Origin of the sequence: Bartonella bennetti (assembly GCF_045945445.1) — a bacterium.
Taxonomy (GTDB): Bacteria; Pseudomonadota; Alphaproteobacteria; order Rhizobiales; family Rhizobiaceae; genus Bartonella.
Genome location: NZ_CP174576.1, coordinates 767,071 through 783,628 on the forward strand (window position 1 = coordinate 767,071; position 16,558 = coordinate 783,628).

The 16,558-nt window shown below is 33.4% G+C and carries 12 protein-coding genes and 1 tRNA gene; 5 read left to right on the forward strand and 8 right to left on the reverse strand.

What is annotated here, in order from left to right:
* Positions 1-123 precede the first annotated feature (123 nt).
* Genes glmU through ACJTDF_RS03515 form a run of 4 tightly spaced genes read right to left on the reverse strand, consistent with a single transcriptional unit; the run spans position 124 to position 3,676 of the window.
* The gene (glmU, locus tag ACJTDF_RS03500) at positions 124-1,473 is read right to left on the reverse strand and encodes a bifunctional UDP-N-acetylglucosamine diphosphorylase/glucosamine-1-phosphate N-acetyltransferase GlmU (RefSeq protein ID WP_407966166.1); all 1,350 of its coding nucleotides are present in this window, start codon (positions 1,471-1,473) and stop codon (positions 124-126) included.
* A gap of 18 nt (positions 1,474-1,491) precedes the next feature.
* Positions 1,492-2,280 (reverse strand): cytochrome c biogenesis CcdA family protein, encoded by a 789-nt coding sequence (locus tag ACJTDF_RS03505; RefSeq protein ID WP_407966167.1) that lies wholly within the window; start codon positions 2,278-2,280, stop codon positions 1,492-1,494.
* Positions 2,281-2,329: 49 nt separating this feature from the next.
* Complete coding sequence (locus ACJTDF_RS03510; protein ID WP_407966168.1) at positions 2,330-3,292, reverse strand: carboxypeptidase regulatory-like domain-containing protein; 963 nt, start codon at positions 3,290-3,292, stop codon at positions 2,330-2,332.
* A 60-nt stretch (positions 3,293-3,352) separates the two neighbouring features.
* Positions 3,353-3,676, reverse strand: a complete 324-nt coding sequence (locus ACJTDF_RS03515; protein WP_407966169.1) for a HesB/IscA family protein — start codon at positions 3,674-3,676, stop codon at positions 3,353-3,355.
* 121 nt (positions 3,677-3,797) lie between these two features.
* On the opposite strand from ACJTDF_RS03515, the gene ACJTDF_RS03520 reads away from it, so the two are divergent.
* The 3 genes from ACJTDF_RS03520 (at position 3,798) to ACJTDF_RS03530 (ending at position 9,464) form a co-directional block, all read left to right on the forward strand.
* A complete protein-coding gene (locus tag ACJTDF_RS03520) occupies positions 3,798-5,027 on the forward strand; it encodes a deoxyguanosinetriphosphate triphosphohydrolase (protein ID WP_407966170.1) in 1,230 nt (409 codons plus the stop codon).
* A 2-nt stretch (positions 5,028-5,029) separates the two neighbouring features.
* Entirely contained in the window at positions 5,030-6,796 is a 1,767-nt protein-coding gene (argS, locus tag ACJTDF_RS03525; protein WP_407966171.1) for an arginine--tRNA ligase, read from the forward strand.
* Between the two features lie 166 nt (positions 6,797-6,962).
* A complete protein-coding gene (locus ACJTDF_RS03530) occupies positions 6,963-9,464 on the forward strand; it encodes an SPOR domain-containing protein (RefSeq protein ID WP_407966172.1) in 2,502 nt (833 codons plus the stop codon).
* A gap of 180 nt (positions 9,465-9,644) precedes the next feature.
* Here the strand turns inward: ACJTDF_RS03530 and ACJTDF_RS03535 are convergent, their stop codons facing one another.
* Positions 9,645-9,896, reverse strand: a complete 252-nt coding sequence (locus tag ACJTDF_RS03535) for a hypothetical protein (RefSeq protein WP_407966173.1) — start codon at positions 9,894-9,896, stop codon at positions 9,645-9,647.
* Positions 9,897-10,181: 285 nt separating this feature from the next.
* Here ACJTDF_RS03535 and ACJTDF_RS03540 point away from each other — a divergent pair, with 285 nt between their 5' ends.
* Positions 10,182-11,288: a branched-chain amino acid aminotransferase gene (locus ACJTDF_RS03540; protein WP_407966174.1), complete on the forward strand. Its 1,107-nt coding sequence runs from the start codon at positions 10,182-10,184 to the stop codon at positions 11,286-11,288.
* 99 nt (positions 11,289-11,387) lie between these two features.
* Here the strand turns inward: ACJTDF_RS03540 and glpX are convergent, their stop codons facing one another.
* Entirely contained in the window at positions 11,388-12,377 is a 990-nt protein-coding gene (glpX, locus tag ACJTDF_RS03545) for a class II fructose-bisphosphatase (protein WP_407966175.1), read from the reverse strand.
* 651 nt (positions 12,378-13,028) lie between these two features.
* On the opposite strand from glpX, the gene ACJTDF_RS03550 reads away from it, so the two are divergent.
* Positions 13,029-13,103 (forward strand) — tRNA-Glu (locus ACJTDF_RS03550).
* A 211-nt stretch (positions 13,104-13,314) separates the two neighbouring features.
* Here the strand turns inward: ACJTDF_RS03550 and ACJTDF_RS03555 are convergent.
* Complete coding sequence (locus tag ACJTDF_RS03555; RefSeq protein ID WP_407966176.1) at positions 13,315-15,339, reverse strand: BID domain-containing T4SS effector; 2,025 nt, start codon at positions 15,337-15,339, stop codon at positions 13,315-13,317.
* 534 nt (positions 15,340-15,873) lie between these two features.
* On the reverse strand, positions 15,874-16,521 hold the full coding sequence (locus ACJTDF_RS03560) for a hypothetical protein (RefSeq protein WP_407966177.1): 648 nt from the start codon (positions 16,519-16,521) through the stop codon (positions 15,874-15,876).
* Positions 16,522-16,558 lie beyond the last annotated feature (37 nt).

Here is a 16,558-nt window from a genome sequence, read left to right on the forward strand (position 1 = left end):
TCAAACGATCTGCATTCTAGATTTTAAACAGCCATATAAATTGATATGGCATGGTCATAACTAAGAACAAGTCTTTTCATAATTATTAGATCACTATTAAAACTGAGAGATAAATAAAAACAATTAATTCTTTTTTTTATTTGCTGATAAATGCGTACGTAATTTTTTTGCACGACCTTCTTTTATAACCTGCTGCGCACGACCAAAAGCCATACTATCAGCAGGCACATTTTCAGTGATAACACTTCCTGAAGCGATATAGGCTCCTTCCCCTATGATCAAAGGAGAAACAAGTGCTGAATTAGAACCAATAAAGGCATTGTCTTCAATCACAATTTTATGTTTGTTAAAACCATCATAATTACAAGTAATTGTACCAGCTCCAATATTAGTATGCATCCCAATTTCTGCATCCCCAATATAACTCAAATGGTTAATCTTGGAAAACTCTCCTATTTTTGCTTGCTTAATTTCACAAAAATTCCCGATCTTAACTGATCGTTCTAACTCTGTGCCAGGCCGCAAACGTGCATAAGGTCCAATCTGCGCATTCGTACCAATAACAACACCTTCTAAATAACTAAATGCATGAATAACTGCACCAGATTGCACTTTTACCCCTAATCCGAAATAAACATTTGGCTCGATCACAACATCTGCTTCAACTTCTGTGTCATAAGAAAAATAAACACTTTCTGGTTTTAATATTCGAACACCAGATAACATGAGATCGCGCGCTTTACGTTTTTGCCATAAAACATCAACTTCAAAAAGTTCAAAACAGTTATTAATTCCTACAACCTTATCAAAAGAAACTTCAACAACCTGAATATTTAAACCCTCACACGCTGCAATAGAAACAATATCCGTCAGATAATATTCTTTTTTCAAATTGTTATTATTAACTTTATCTAAAAGAGAAAGAACATACTTCCCATTAATGGCCATTATCCCACCATTACAAAAAGAAATTTTTTTCTCTTCATCGCTTGCATCTTGTTCTTCTACAATCGCAATAATCTTACCATCTTTATTGAGAAGACGACCATAACCTGTTGGATTAGAAGTATAAAAACCAGTGACGACAACATCTGCTCCTTTAGCAAGTTGTTCACGAATTTTGACCAATGTATTTTGCTCAATTAAAGGAGTATCTCCAAAAACAATGAGAACATCATCCACTTCTTCTTGCAAAGCAAATCGCGCAGATAAAACAGCATGAGCAGTACCTAAACGCTCTTTTTGTTCAAAAATCATTGCATTTTCTACAAATGATTGGACAACTTTAGTAACATCTTCTGCACCAACTCCTACAACTACCGCTAATTGTGTAGAACCTAATAATTTTATTTGTCTTATCACGTGACACACAAGTGGCAATCCAGCTACTTTATGAAGCACCTTAGGAAGAGACGATTTCATACGCGTCCCCTCACCTGCAGCAAGAACAATAGAAAGACAACTTCTAACCATAAAAGCACATATAATTAATTAATGGAAAAATCCAAATAAACTTACAATATCATCCCAACTAATCGTTTCAATATTACTCAACAAAGGATAATTTTCTAAAAGCCAAAAAGACAAGTTTTGCATAGAACCTGTCAAAAATAAAATACCTGTAATAATTAGAAAAATACCTATAATTTTTTCAACTTTACCTAAATGAACACGAAAAGCCCCTAAAAATTCCATGAAACTACTCGAAAATAAAGCTGCTAACAGAAAAGGCACTCCAAGACCTAATGCATAAATGCTCAAAAGTATAGCGCCTTCACTTACAGTTTCTTTCGTTCCTGCAAGTGTTATAATAGGCCCCAAAATTGGACCAATACATGGTGTCCAACCAAATGCAAAAGCTAATCCAATAATATAAGCACCTAAAGGTCCAGCAGGCGTTTTTCGTGTTTGAAAGCGCACCTCACGCAATAATAAACCAATCTTGAAAAGACCTAAAAAATTTAAACCAAAAATAATAATGATAATTCCAGAAGCAATAGCAAACCAATCACGATAGTAACCGATGAATTTGCCAAGTGTACTTGCACTTGCACCCAATAGAACAAAAACAGTTGTAAACCCAAGAATGAAAGCAATAACAGAGGACAAAAGTACTAAGCGTACAGATGCTGCTTTATCTTGTTTTTCTGATCGAAAATCATCAATGCTAACACCTGCCATATAACACAAATAAGGAGGAACTAGTGGTAAAACACATGGTGATAAAAAAGATAATGCACCAGCAAAAAAGACACTAAATGTTGAAAATTCTATAGCCAAAACTTTAAATATCTCCTTTATAATTACAGTTTACATTTAAAATAATAAATTAATCTATTGTTTCATCAAATTGCTGTATATTTTGTGAATTTGCTATAACATTCACATCTTTATCCTGGCCAGAAACTACTGAAAAAACCTTTTGATAAATTTTGTCTTTATTTTTAGCAATAGCAATATAATCACCCTCTACTAACACAAGCAAAACATAAGCACCAACTGTTTCATAAATAATATCACCAGAATCATTAGTGATAGACCAACTTGTATCTGCCAGTGCTTCTCCTCCTTCTTGACGTACTAACTTTAAAATGATTTGAGCAGCTTGATGCTCAAGAGTCACTTCAGTAATTTTACCGGCTTCTACCTGAATATCTGCACGTATAATGGCATTAACTGAACCATAATGAGAAACAACACGATAGTGACCAGATTTTAAACGTACAATTGATTGTGGCTTAACATTTGTTAAGATTATACCCGTATCATCATTTTCTTTTTCATCTTCATATATAGTAAAACGCAATTCTTTTTCATTGATTGTACCGTTAAATAATGTGCTATTGAAAATAATACCACCAGCATCAAGATTAAAATTTTTAACAAGGTGTTGTCCATTTTCTAAACTTATACGTTGCACAGCACTTGCATGACCAAATGAAACATGAACAAGATAGCTCCCTGGTTTTAAATCAAAACGGGCAGTACCACCCTTATAAATCGCAACCAACGGCAATTTATTATCACTCCCTAAAATAGGTGCATAAACACGCCACACTAATCCGCTCATAATATGTTCGCTCTTACTTGTTAGTTGAGCGTGTAATGTAAGTTGCGAGTATGAATTATCCTTTTCATGATCATGAGAATCTATATTAGAAGTAGCTAATCTTTCTCGTTGATTCTTTTGAAATTTTCCTTCTTCAGAAAATGTGAAATTACTCCAAATCAATAAGATACACGTTATTATCAACCACAAAATCTGATATGATTTTTTTACAAAAACTCTCATTTTTATATTGTTGATCAAATTGATAATCTTTTCAAGATGTAATACGGAAAAGTAATTATTCTAAATTGAAAAGCTAATACCACAACCACATGATGAAGTAGCATTAGGATTACGAATTTGAAAAGATTGCCCCATAAGATCATCGACAAAATCAATCTCGGCTCCTTCCATAAAAGGAAGAGATATTGAATCAATAAATACAACCGCTCCATCTTTTTTAATAATAAGATCATCTTCTTTATTTTCAGAGACCAAATCATATTTATAAGAAAAGCCCGAACATCCGCCCCCTTCAACAGAAATACGTAAAGCTGTTTTTCCGGGTTGTTCTGCAAGTATCTGTGCAATTTGTTTGGCAGCAACATCTGAAATATTTACACTCATGCGTTACTGAATCCTTGAATTAATGAAGCCAATTGTAAAGAAAGAGTATCCAAAATACATAGAATTTTGTTAATAATGACCGATTCTAAGTTTAAGATAAGATGAGAATGGATAACTTGCAATGGATATAAAAAATATCAATTACAATTATCAATCTCGGGCGGTATATAGCACGAATCCTCAAAAAAGTCGTGGTAGACTATTTTATGAGAAAGAAAACACTAGGCGCACACCTTTTCAACGTGATCGTGATCGTATTATTCACTCCAATGCATTTCGACGTCTTAAACATAAAACTCAAGTTTTTATTGCTGATGAAAGTGATCATTATCGAACACGGCTTACTCATTCAATCGAAGTTTCTCAAATTGCACGCACATTAGCCCGTGCACTAAACCTTGATGAAGATCTCGCAGAAGCAATTGCCCTTGTTCATGATTTTGGGCACACGCCTTTTGGACATGCAGGAGAAGATGCTCTGAATGAAGCAATGGCACCTTATGGCGGTTTTGATCATAACGCACAAGCGCTACGAATTGTTACAAAACTAGAACAACGTTATGCGGATTTTGATGGATTAAACCTTACCTGGGAAACACTTGAAGGACTTGTGAAACATAATGGGCCTCTTTTAGGTCCCTATTCTAACAATAAAAATGTTTTTATCGATATTTTGCACTATAATGCACAACAGAATCTTGAGCTTAATTGCTTTGCTGGATTAGAAGCGCAATGTGCAGCTATTGCTGATGATATTGCTTACAACGCTCATGATATTGATGATGGTCTACGTTCGCACTTTTTAACAATTAATCAGTTAGAGCAAGTTTCTTTGACCGCTTCATTATTAAAAGATATCGAAAAAAAATATCCACAACTTGATCAAACTCGTCGCGGATATGAATTGGTACGTCGACAAATAACACTCATGGTTGAAGATGTTATTAAACAATCACAAAAAAATTTAGCACTCATCAAACCAAAGAGCATAAACGATATTTATCAAGCGAAGCAAACCATTGTTACCTTTTCTCCAAGAATGACTATTCAAGAAAAACAATTAAAGGATTTTCTCTTTCAAAATCTTTATTACCACGATAAAGTGCTTATACGTCGCAATACAGCAAAATGCATTGTACAAAGATTGTTCGACTGTTATTATAAAAATCCAAGCTTATTGCCTGAAGATTGGTACATTAAAATAACTAATTTAACCGATCAAGAACTAGCGCGATTTATTGCTGATTTTTTGTCAGGTATGACCGATCATTATGCCTTGCGTGAATATCATCGGTTATTTAATCATAAAGATGATTTCGATTCACTATTTCGAATACAACATGGAATTTGAATATGAATGTTTTTAATAATTTCGAAAATAAAATTAAAAAATTAATCGAATTATCTGATATAAAAGGAAAAAATGGAGAAATTTTAGATTTATCAAAAATCGTCACTGATCCTCCACGTGATTCTTTACATGGCGATTTATCGACAAACGCTGCTATGGTACTTGCTAAATCTGTTGGACTAAATCCACGTGCTTTGGCCGAAAAAATTATAAACCTTATCAATAGTGATCAATCTTTTGACAACATTAATCACATCGATGTCGCTGGTCCTGGCTTCATTAATATTAAATTTACACAATCATTTTGGCAAAACGCCTTACAATCAATGATTGAAAAAGGGACATCCTATGGCCAAATTCAAATAGGACAAGGAAAAAAAGTTAATATTGAATATGTCTCTGCGAATCCAACCGGACCTATGCATGTTGGGCATTGCCGTGGTGCTGTTATTGGAGATGTTCTTGCTAATTTGCTTCAATTTACTGGTTATGAAGTTACTAAAGAGTATTACATCAATGATGCTGGTGAACAAATAAAAGTACTCGCTCGTTCTGTAATGTTGCGTTATCGTGAAGCACTTGGACAAAAAATCAGTGAAATTCCAGAAGGACTTTATCCAGGTGAATATCTAATACCATTAGGCCAATCTCTTGCTAAAAAATTCAGTGATAAATTATTAATTATGGATCAAAAAGAAGCTTTATCTATAGTGGAAGAACATGCAATTGATTCAATGATGGGAATGATTCGCAAAGATTTAGCTGCTCTTAATATTTATCATGATGTCTTTTTCTCTGAACGCACGCTTTACAAAAATAATGCTCAAGCCATCCGTAGTACTATTAATGATCTTACTTTAAGTGGTTATATCTATAAGGGTACACTACCACCACCAAAAGGACAAAACTTAGAGGATTGGGAACCACGCGAACAAACTCTATTCCGTTCAACTGATATTGGTGACGACCAAGATCGTTCCTTAATTAAATCAGATGGCTCTTATACTTATTTTGCCACTGATGTTGCTTATTTTCGTGATAAATTTAATCGCCACTTTGATGAAATGATTTATATTCTAGGTGCAGATCACACTGGTTATGTAAAGCGATTAGAAGCTGTAGCAAAAGCAATTTCTGGGAATAAAGCCAAACTAACGGTTCTTTTGTGTCAATTAGTAAAACTTTTTCGCCATGGTCGACCCGTACGAATGTCTAAAAGAGCTGGATCATTCGTCACTCTTCGTGATGTTGTCGAAGAAGTTGGCCACGATCCAGTTCGTTTTATGATGCTTTATCGTAAATGTGAAGTACCTCTTGATTTTGATTTTGCAAAAGTGACAGAACAATCGAAAGATAACCCGATTTTTTATGTACAATACGCGCATGCACGTTGTCATTCAATCTTTCGTCAAGCCCAAGAAGTCTTTCTTAATGGAAACCCTTCAAACAATACAATGATCGCACATCTTGACAGATTAATAGATGAGAGTGAAATATTATTAATACGCAAACTCGCCGAATATCCACGGATCATTGAACAAGCTGTCACTCATAAAGAACCACATCGATTAGCATTTTATCTGTATGATCTTGCCTCATACTTCCACGGACATTGGAATAAAGGCAATGACAACCCTAATTTACGTTTTATTATACCTGATAATAAAGAATTATCATTAGCCAGACTTGGCTTGATTCAAGCTATTCTTAATATTTTATCATCGGGTCTCACAATTATTGGGGTAAAAGCACCAACAGAAATGCGTTGAAAAAGTTCTATAAATGTATAAAATGAATATTTAATTTAATATTTTTTGTATATTCTTTAATTTATAAAGACCTAAATTTAATATACAGTAAATTAGTTTAGTATACAATAAAATTGGAAATAATAGCTGTACATAAAGAGATACAGATTTTCATGCGAGAAAACCTATGAGCGATAATGATCGCAAAAATCCAGAAGAAATGAAACAAGATCATGAGCATTATGATCCATTGGAAAGACTTACGCAAATTTTCAATTCAAACCTAGAAGATAAACAAAAAAATTTTCAACATACCCAATCTTCATTAAAATCTGAAAATTTGGCACCTCAAACTTCTGATGTTTCTTCTTCAACTAATAGTTTTGATTTACCTTTTATGGAAGATATTACTGAAAGTAATTCAGCCGGCGAATTACCATTTGATGATAGTGAACAATGGTCTCCACAATTAAATGTCAATAACCAAAATCATACAAATGTGGTAGAACACCCTCTTCATACTGATAATCATGAAGAAAAAATTTTAGATACACTTTCCCCATTACCTATCCCAAACACTCAGGCAACAGGAGATAGATCAGAGTCTGCTAATGTTAATTCTTCTTTTGAAACCAATAATTTCAATACACAAACACAAAATTCTTTTCCTGATGAGGTAAGTGCACAAAGTGGATATACATCTAATGCAGCTCTGTATAAAGAAACTAAGACTCCTTTACAGACAAATGAGCAACAGCCGGATATTTATAATTTAAAACCAAAGTATGCTTACCAGAAAAATACTTATAATACATCTATAAACTACTCATATGAAATGCCGACTGCTCAACAAAAATTTGTTAAAAATCATGATGCTGATATACCAATTTCTTCCACGGATACAGGTGCATTATCTTCATCTGCTAATGCGATTTCAAATATAAACAGCGTTACAATGGATGAATCAACTAATGTCGCATCTACTATGGTTTCGTCAGGAACTGATAAATCCGTCAGTTTAGAAGATTTTTCACAAGAAGAACATATCATTAATCATCATGAAACAGAAACTTCAAAAGAAGATAATATAACAAAATCTTCATTATATAATAATGTTCAAATCCAATATACTAAAAACGACTCTAAAAATAATAAACAAAGGGAGCAATATAACCAAAACAATTCGAATTATACACACACCTCGTTAGAGACCTTGAATATTGCACAAACTGATAGTTTTCCTGTAGGAAATCCTCCATATAGCTATAATTCTCCTCCTAATGTTGATACCTATAAATTTGCAGAGGAAATAGTAGAACGAACTGAGCCAATTATGGTTTCAGATGTTGCGTATGAAGAACCAAAATACGATGTACCTAATGACGGCTTAGAAAAAGAATTTACTGATGTATTCGGCTTAGGTAGCAATATAACAAAGAATTTTTCTCAAAAACAGCAAAGTGAAGCTTTTTATTCTGATACAAAAAATCTAACAGCAGATTTACACATAAATACTCAAGAACAAAATACCAGCTATTCTTTTCCTGACAATGGCACACATCATTCTTCTTCCTTTCCTAAAGATTCACAATATGGGTATGCACACGAGATACCTGCCAATACGTTAGCAAATTCTTCCCTCAAAGGTTTTACTATTGGAGGCATACTCTCTAAAAGCCTTGCTTTTCTTATCTTAGCTGCAATTGGTCTTTTCAGCTATGTTCACTTTTTTATGTTATCAGATACGAACGAAAGTCCAAATATTATTCGTGCTGATAATACACCTTTTAAAGTCAAACCAGAAATAACTGAATCTGAAGATAATATTACTCATAATTTAGACCTTTACAAACAGATAACCGAAAAAAATGAGAAGCAAGAAAATGCGCAGCAATTTCTTTTTGATAAGTCTGAAGCGCCTGAAGATTTAACAGCCTTAAATCAACAAAAAGCTGAAAAAAATAAACAAGCAACTGAAAATCCTACATCTTCTTCTCTTAATAAAGCTTATGTTGAAGATGCAATCACTGCAGCGCTTAATCATACTGTTCCAACACATGAAGTTAAAACTGTTGTTGTAAAACCAGATGGCAGAACTGTATTAGCTCCAGTTCACTATACAAATGAAGAGCCTTTTGCTCAATCTGAAATAACTAATAAATCAGAACCTGAACAATCTCAAAAGCAATCATCTGTTTCTTCACAATCATCCGATGTAAAGAACAATGAAAAAAAACATAGCTTTTCGAATAGCGAAAAAACGCAACATACTCTTATAACTGATGTTGATCACATTATCACAGAAAGCAATGCTATTTCTGCTGTTCAAGAAAAAACTCGAAATTCATCTATACCAATTCCTTCATCTGCCCAGTTGAATTCAAAGATTCCAATGCCTACTTCTTCTCATTCAAATCCTTTAAAACAAACAACAGTGCAAAATGAGGAAAAATATTATGTACAGCTTTCATCCCAACCCACTCATGAATTAGCACAAAATTCTTTGAGAAAAATAAAATCTAAATTTGGGTCTATTATTGGTCCTCGGCCATTAAATATTCAATCTGCCCTTATATCAGGGAAAGGCACCTACTATCGTGTCCGAATTCAAACACAAAATCGTAATGAAGCTGTAAGCCTTTGTGAAGATATCAAACAATCTGGGGGAAGCTGTTTTATCACAAATTAAAGAAGTGTAATGACAGTCTAGGCAACTGTCATTATATTTTATTCGTTCTCTTCTCTTTTTCTAGAGATTATACTTATGTATAAATTATCTTTTATGATGCTTATTTTTCTTTACTTGTGCACAGTTTCATCTTTTTATCTACATAGAATCTACTTCATGAAATGATAAAAAACCTTTCTTTTAAGGTATTGAAGGCACTGTTGGGTTTTGTTTTGGACTCATTGTTGTTGGATTTACTCCTGTTGTATTATTATCAGGCATGTGTTTTGGTGATTTGTTCCAAAAAGACCCTAAAAAAGCTACAATAAGCCAAATAATGAGAAGAGAAAGAACAATAGTAAAAATACTTTTGCCAATTGAATTAGACCATTGACAATTTCTTTTTTCTACAATTTCCTGCTGATCATGTATTGGATATTTTTTTTCAATCATAGCGAATTCCTTTTCTCAATTCCTTTATTTGTTAATCATAATTCAATAATATAAACATTTACGGTATCTCAGAAAACGCTATGTATCTATAAAAGTTCCAAACTCCTCTATAAGAATTATGAACAAAAATTTTAACATCATATACCTATTAATAGTTGCTAGAATCTAGCTCATGTGAGAGAATGTTGACATACAGAAGTTGCTAATCATAATATTATTATAGAAACGTTTTGTTATCTTGCCCAAAAACATAGAAATAAAATCTTGTTTCAGAAAGTTTAACTTATGAATTTTCCTAAATCGCCATTTCTGTTTAAAATAAATAAGCATCCATCACCTTTATCAGATAAAAAGCGTGAAAAAATTCTGAAAAGTCCTGGTTTTGGTCAATTTTTTACAGACCATATGGTCATTATTAAATGGACTGAAGATAAAGGCTGGTATGATGCTATTATTTCTCAGTACAAACCTTTAGAAATCAGTCCAGCGAGTGTCATTTTGCATTATGCGCAGGGAATTTTTGAAGGTTTAAAAGCATATCGTGCAAAAGATGGACGTATTTTATTATTCCGCCCTGAGGCTAATGCACAGCGTTTTGTGGAATCAGCGAAACGGTTAGCTATGCCTGAATTACCAAAGGATATCTTTTTGAATGCAGTGAAGCAATTAGTAAAAATTGATCAAAAATGGGTTTCTGATCATCCAAATGCTAGCCTCTATTTACGCCCTTTTATGTTTGGCAACGATAACCTATTGAAGGTTCATCCTTCTCGAGAATATATTTTTTGTATCATAGCATCTCCAGCTGAATCATATTTTACAGGACAAAAAACGACTATTAGCGTATGGCTTGAAACAGACTACAGTCGTGCCGGTCCTGGCGGCACAGGAGCTGCTAAATGTGGTGGAAACTACGCAGCAAGCCTAATCGCGCAAAAAAATGCAACTCAAAACAATTGTAGTCAAGTACTCTTTCTTGATATGGTTGAACATAAATGGATTGAAGAACTCGGTGGAATGAACATTTGTTTTATTATGGCAAATAATATACTTGTAACACCTGCACTCAACGGCACTATTCTTGCAGGAATAACTCGTCATTCAATTTTGAAGTTAGCACAACAAATGGGTTTAACAATAGAAGAGCGGCCTTATTCTTTTGAGGAACTTAAAGAAGATGTGAAAAATGGTCACCTTAAGGAAGTTTTTGCGTGTGGCACAGCTGCTGTTATAACAGCAATCGGACGTATTAAATATAAAGATGGAGAATGTATCATTGCAAATGAAACATGTGGTGAGATTACAGAAAAATTGCGCACACAACTTATCGATATACAAAAAGGAAATATAGAAGATAAAAACGGTTGGGTACACTCTGTTCGACTATCATAATATCTATATAAGAAACTAAAAACATCTTCAAAAATTTATAAAGATATATTTCTCTGAGTAGTGCACCCTTATATTGTCACAATATCGGCTAAAAAATCATCAGCCAAATTTCAATTGATTTCTGTGTTGTGCTTTAATATTCCGAATTGTCCTAGTATGTGAACGCATCACAAGACTATCTGTTTGGATATAATCACGAGTAAATTTAACGCCAGATAACATGTTACCATCAGTTACACCTGTTGCTGCAAATAGAACATCACCCTTAGCCATTTCTTCCATTGTATAAACCTTATTAGGATTCTTAATGCCCATCTTAGCAGCACGGGCAATTTGCTCTTCTGTATTAAGCTGTAAACGCCCTTGTATTTGTCCACCAGTACAACGTAAAGCTGCCGCAGCTAATACACCTTCTGGTGCTCCACCAATGCCCATATAAATATCAATACCTGTTGCATCTGGATCAGTTGTATGAATAACAGCAGCAATATCTCCATCACCAATTAGACGAATTGATGCGCCAGTCATACGCACTTTATTAATCAATTCTGCATGACGAGGCCGATCCATAATGCAGACAGTAATTTGATTAGCATCTACCCCTTTAGCTTTTGCAAGAGCATGAATATTATCAGCAGGCTCAGCATCTATATCAACCACTCCCCTTGGGTAACCAGGACCAATGGCAATTTTTTCCATGTAAACATCAGGAGCATAAAGTAAATTCCCTTTTTGAGCAATCGCAATCACGGAAAGTGAATTAACAAGATTTTTTGCGCAAATAGTCGTTCCCTCAAGTGGATCAAGTGCAATATCAACAGCTACTCCATTTTGAAGTCCTACTTTCTCTCCGATATAAAGCATAGGAGCTTCATCACGCTCTCCCTCACCAATTACAATCATACCATCAATAGGTAAACAATTAAGTTCTCGACGCATCGCATCCACAGCAGCTTGATCGGCTGCTTTTTCATCACCACGTCCTCGCCAATGTGCAGCTGCAACAGCGGCATACTCAGTCACACGGACTAACTCGAGAGTTAAAATACGATCGAGTCCATTTAAGATCTTTTGAGTTGATTGCGTCATATAAAAAGTCCTACCGGATTAGTATTCATAAAACGACATTAGCATTTTATTCCTAAATATCAATAATACAGCTTTTATAAAGATGAAAGATTTTTACAAGAGAAAACTATAATCTCATTCCCCTTAAATGTTCATTAACTAAATCAAAAAGCTTTATATAGTATTGCATCTTGTAAATATTTTATCTGCTTTAATGATCCTTTCTCACCTTATCATACAATATTTCAGTTTCGCGATGCATATTTCTCCCAGCTCAATTGCATCAAATAAACTGTGGCTTGTAATTTATTTATTAAATGCAGATAATGATTTTTAGGGAGTAATTTTTTTTATGTTAAGTAATGCTTTTACTATGCATCAATCCTATGATAAAAAATAAAGTGAGTGATACTCATTATAAAATTCCTGGATTAATCATCTTCATCTATTTTTTTATCAAAAAAAATGAAAGTATCACTATTTTGCATACTAAAACATATTATCGATTTTTATAAAATATTGGATCATTTGTAATTTTATCAAATGATCTGAGTTATATAATCCCAAGTATATTTCAAAAAATAATTCAAAAAAATGCATTTTTTTTAAAAAAAATCACTTACAGGACTTGCGAAGTAAAAGGATCCTCTCTATAAGCCTCATAATTGGACTGCGCCCATCGTCTAGCGGTTAGGACATCGCCCTTTCACGGCGGAAACAGGGGTTCAATTCCCCTTGGGCGTACCAGATGCTTTTTTTAGATAGTTATTGATCTTTTTTTACAGGCAAAGAAATAGGGCTTTACATTTTCCTTTAATAACCACTATAAATCAAAGTTTCTTTAAAAGATTATTGCACCTTAAATTATTATAATAGAAACAGGTATGAGTACCTTACATGGGTTACTTTATAAAAAGAAGTTATCCATGAATATAAAAAAGTAAAAGCTTTTATATTTTTAATAGACTATACTCATCGTCTTCGAGTCATGAACTCTGTTTCTGGTTAACTGACATACTTTGTGAGCTTGCTTAATAATTGCTGTAACTTCCCGTGCTCTACTTACTGATATGCCTATACTGTCAGCAAGCTTATCATACTGTTCCTTATCAAGTGCTTGATACTCCCATGGTGTAAGACGCTCTCTGACTTGATTCGTAAGATCTTTGATCTCTTCGTGAAGAGAAGAATTGGCATTTAAGGCCTTGATTTGATCTTCTTCAGATAAAGAAAGGATATTTCGCACTTGACTAGGCATTTTTATCTTTCGCTGGCAACGTTCGTGTTTTTCTTGATGTCTTTGAAGAATTCTTTCTCTAGTAAAAATTACAGTACTTATATAATCATCCAGTGCTTGCTCGAGCTTACAGTAATTTATCCTAGCTCGTTTGCGCGCTGGACTGTCGACACCTAATATTGTCATACCTGCAAACTTATATTTAAAAAGACTCACATGCTGCTCGATATGCTGTTCACCGAGACCTGAATCTACATGAATCAGATTTATATCCTTATCCAACATTTCCGGGCTTCCATAGACACATTTTGATAAACTTCTGATTCTTTGCATAGCCCTTTGGACGGAGCCATTTTCTGCAATTTTTGAAATAATTTCTTCTTCCGTCAAAGAGGCTACTCTTTCGTCTGGGATGAGAACATTTTCAACAATTTTTTTGGACGTTGGAACTGTAAAAGTAATTCTATCACCAAGCCGCAATGTCTTTACTGTTTCTGGTGCAAGATAATCTTTTTTGCATAAAACATACTGATCATTTACCAAGAGCATAATAGAATCTCGGCTACAACCTTTATAGAGGCCCATATAGGTAGAGCCTTCTTTTGCTACTGCAATAAGCTTATTTCCAATCTCGAAATCTTTGATATCATTTTTATGTTGTATGAATTCCTTTAAAATATTTACTTTTTCTGGATTAGAGATATCTTCAAAAAGATTGTGTATAGTGGTTACATCATTTTTATCAAATGATAATGCAGCATGGCGGACATATTTCCAACGTTGGTTTGTTATAACTGAGAAATCAAGTCTATGCCCTGCGGCCTCTGCCATTTTTTCAAAAAATATACGTTGTACACATCCATTTCCACTCCGGAAAGGATATATATTATAAAAGTGAGAAAATATTGTTGATGCTTCACGAACAAATTCTTCACGTGATAAACCTTTCAAACTATTTTTCTCGGCAAGTATTCGATCAATTTCTTCTAAACCGCTTTTAACTTTATCACTGCTTATAGAGTACTTCAGGTCAGGTATTTTTAATGTTGAATTCATCTCAACTGTACCATCTGAAAATGTAAATGGAAGCTCTCGGGTACAACCAGCCCATTCAAATGTATTTTCAAACAAGCGCTTATGAAGATATTTTAGATAAGAGGAATCAAATTTTTCTGGCAGTGGCTCTTCTTTCAGATTAACACTCGCTTGTATTATATCACGCGCACATCTTTCCTGAAAATCTATACCACGCAATTCATATTTATTTTTTAATGTTAAACTATCAGAATAAGTATAACCATTTAAATAGGCATAACTATTTAGTAAAACGTCATCCATTGGAATCTTAGACTTCTTCAGTGAAGAATCTATAGAAGACAAATCCCTAAGGAATAAATCTCTGAGGAAAAAATCCCTAAGTCTAAAATCATTAGATTTAGATGAAGAATATCTGCGTAAAAAATCATTAGCAGCATCTTTTCTTACAGTTGCGAGTTTTTCAGGAGAGATATCAAGCCCATGAACCATATACATATTGATGGTTATATCAATCACTCTAAGAAGCTCTTCTGGTGCTTTTCGAAAAATGTCTATATGTGTCGATTCTGCACCGGAAACATTGTCTATATCAACCATTTCATTTGACTTTTGTTCTTCCTTTAATAAAGAAGATGTAAAATTACGAGTTGATTTCTTTTGTGTGTATTTCTTTAATTTCAATAAGCTTTGATAAATAATACTAATCATTTTTAACAGCTAAAAAAATATAAAATTCTAATATGTATATTATATTATTATCAATATGTTTTTTTTATGATAAAAATATTATTATATATTTAGTAACTAACATTGTTAATGGTTATTACTTCTATAAAATATTGAGATGAAAGTTAAACGATAAAAAAGCCACAAAATGATCAAGAATAGTGAAGAAAAAACATAAACAAAACCAATAAACTATAAAATTCTAACTTTGACAATTTTGACAACGAGATATTTATTTTATTGTTTTTTTATCTTGAGTATAGATTAACACTCTTTGTAAATTTTTTATAACCAAACTTGTTATCTGAAAATTTCAGTCGTGATAACGATCAACATTCCTAATGTGTCTTGTGTTAGATACCAGAAGGTAAACATAATGCTCGTAATAGTTCATATTTATACTACTACAAAGAGTCTCTAATTGTATAATAACCAAATTTAAAAATTTTAGTTTGGCTAATGCAATCTCTAATAATAAAACAAAGAAATTGATATAAATAAATTTTCTTACTTTATTTAATAAATAATAGAAAAACGAAGAGATCCTATGGCTCCAGTAAATATTTGCTTACCTTCCTGTTGAAATTTTTGAATTAATTGCTCATCAATCACACGGCGATCCCACATTGTTCCAAACATATTACCTTGTTTCCAATTAACTGATTTTCCAATAAGATTTTCTATATCTGATTGATTATATATTCTAGCAGTATCACGTTCTAGAGCTGTAAACAAAGCTTGTGGTCCTCCAAGCAATTTCCCTTCTCTTGCTAAAGAATGTACAAGATCTCTCAATTGATTACCATCCATTACCAAAGGAACATAAACCTGAAAACGACCACTTGGAACGCCATCATAATCTTGAAATTGTGATGCATCAGCTTCAATTAAAGTATCCCATAAAGAAAGAGAATGAGTACTACCAATTAAAGAAGGTAAGATTTCTGTAAATTGAACTTTACTATCAGAATTATCAGAAAACTCTTGAAAAGATGATAATGTATCATACAAAATCGAAGGAATAATATTTTTACTACTAATGTGCACAGATGGCACCTGAATAGTACCCTTAAGCACCTCATTGAAATTCTGCTCTTTATGTGAGCTATGTTTTTGGTAACCATCAATTCTCGGACTTACCTGAAATGAGCCAACAGAAACCATTATCTTCCCCCATTTAAATGGTACACCCTAATACCTT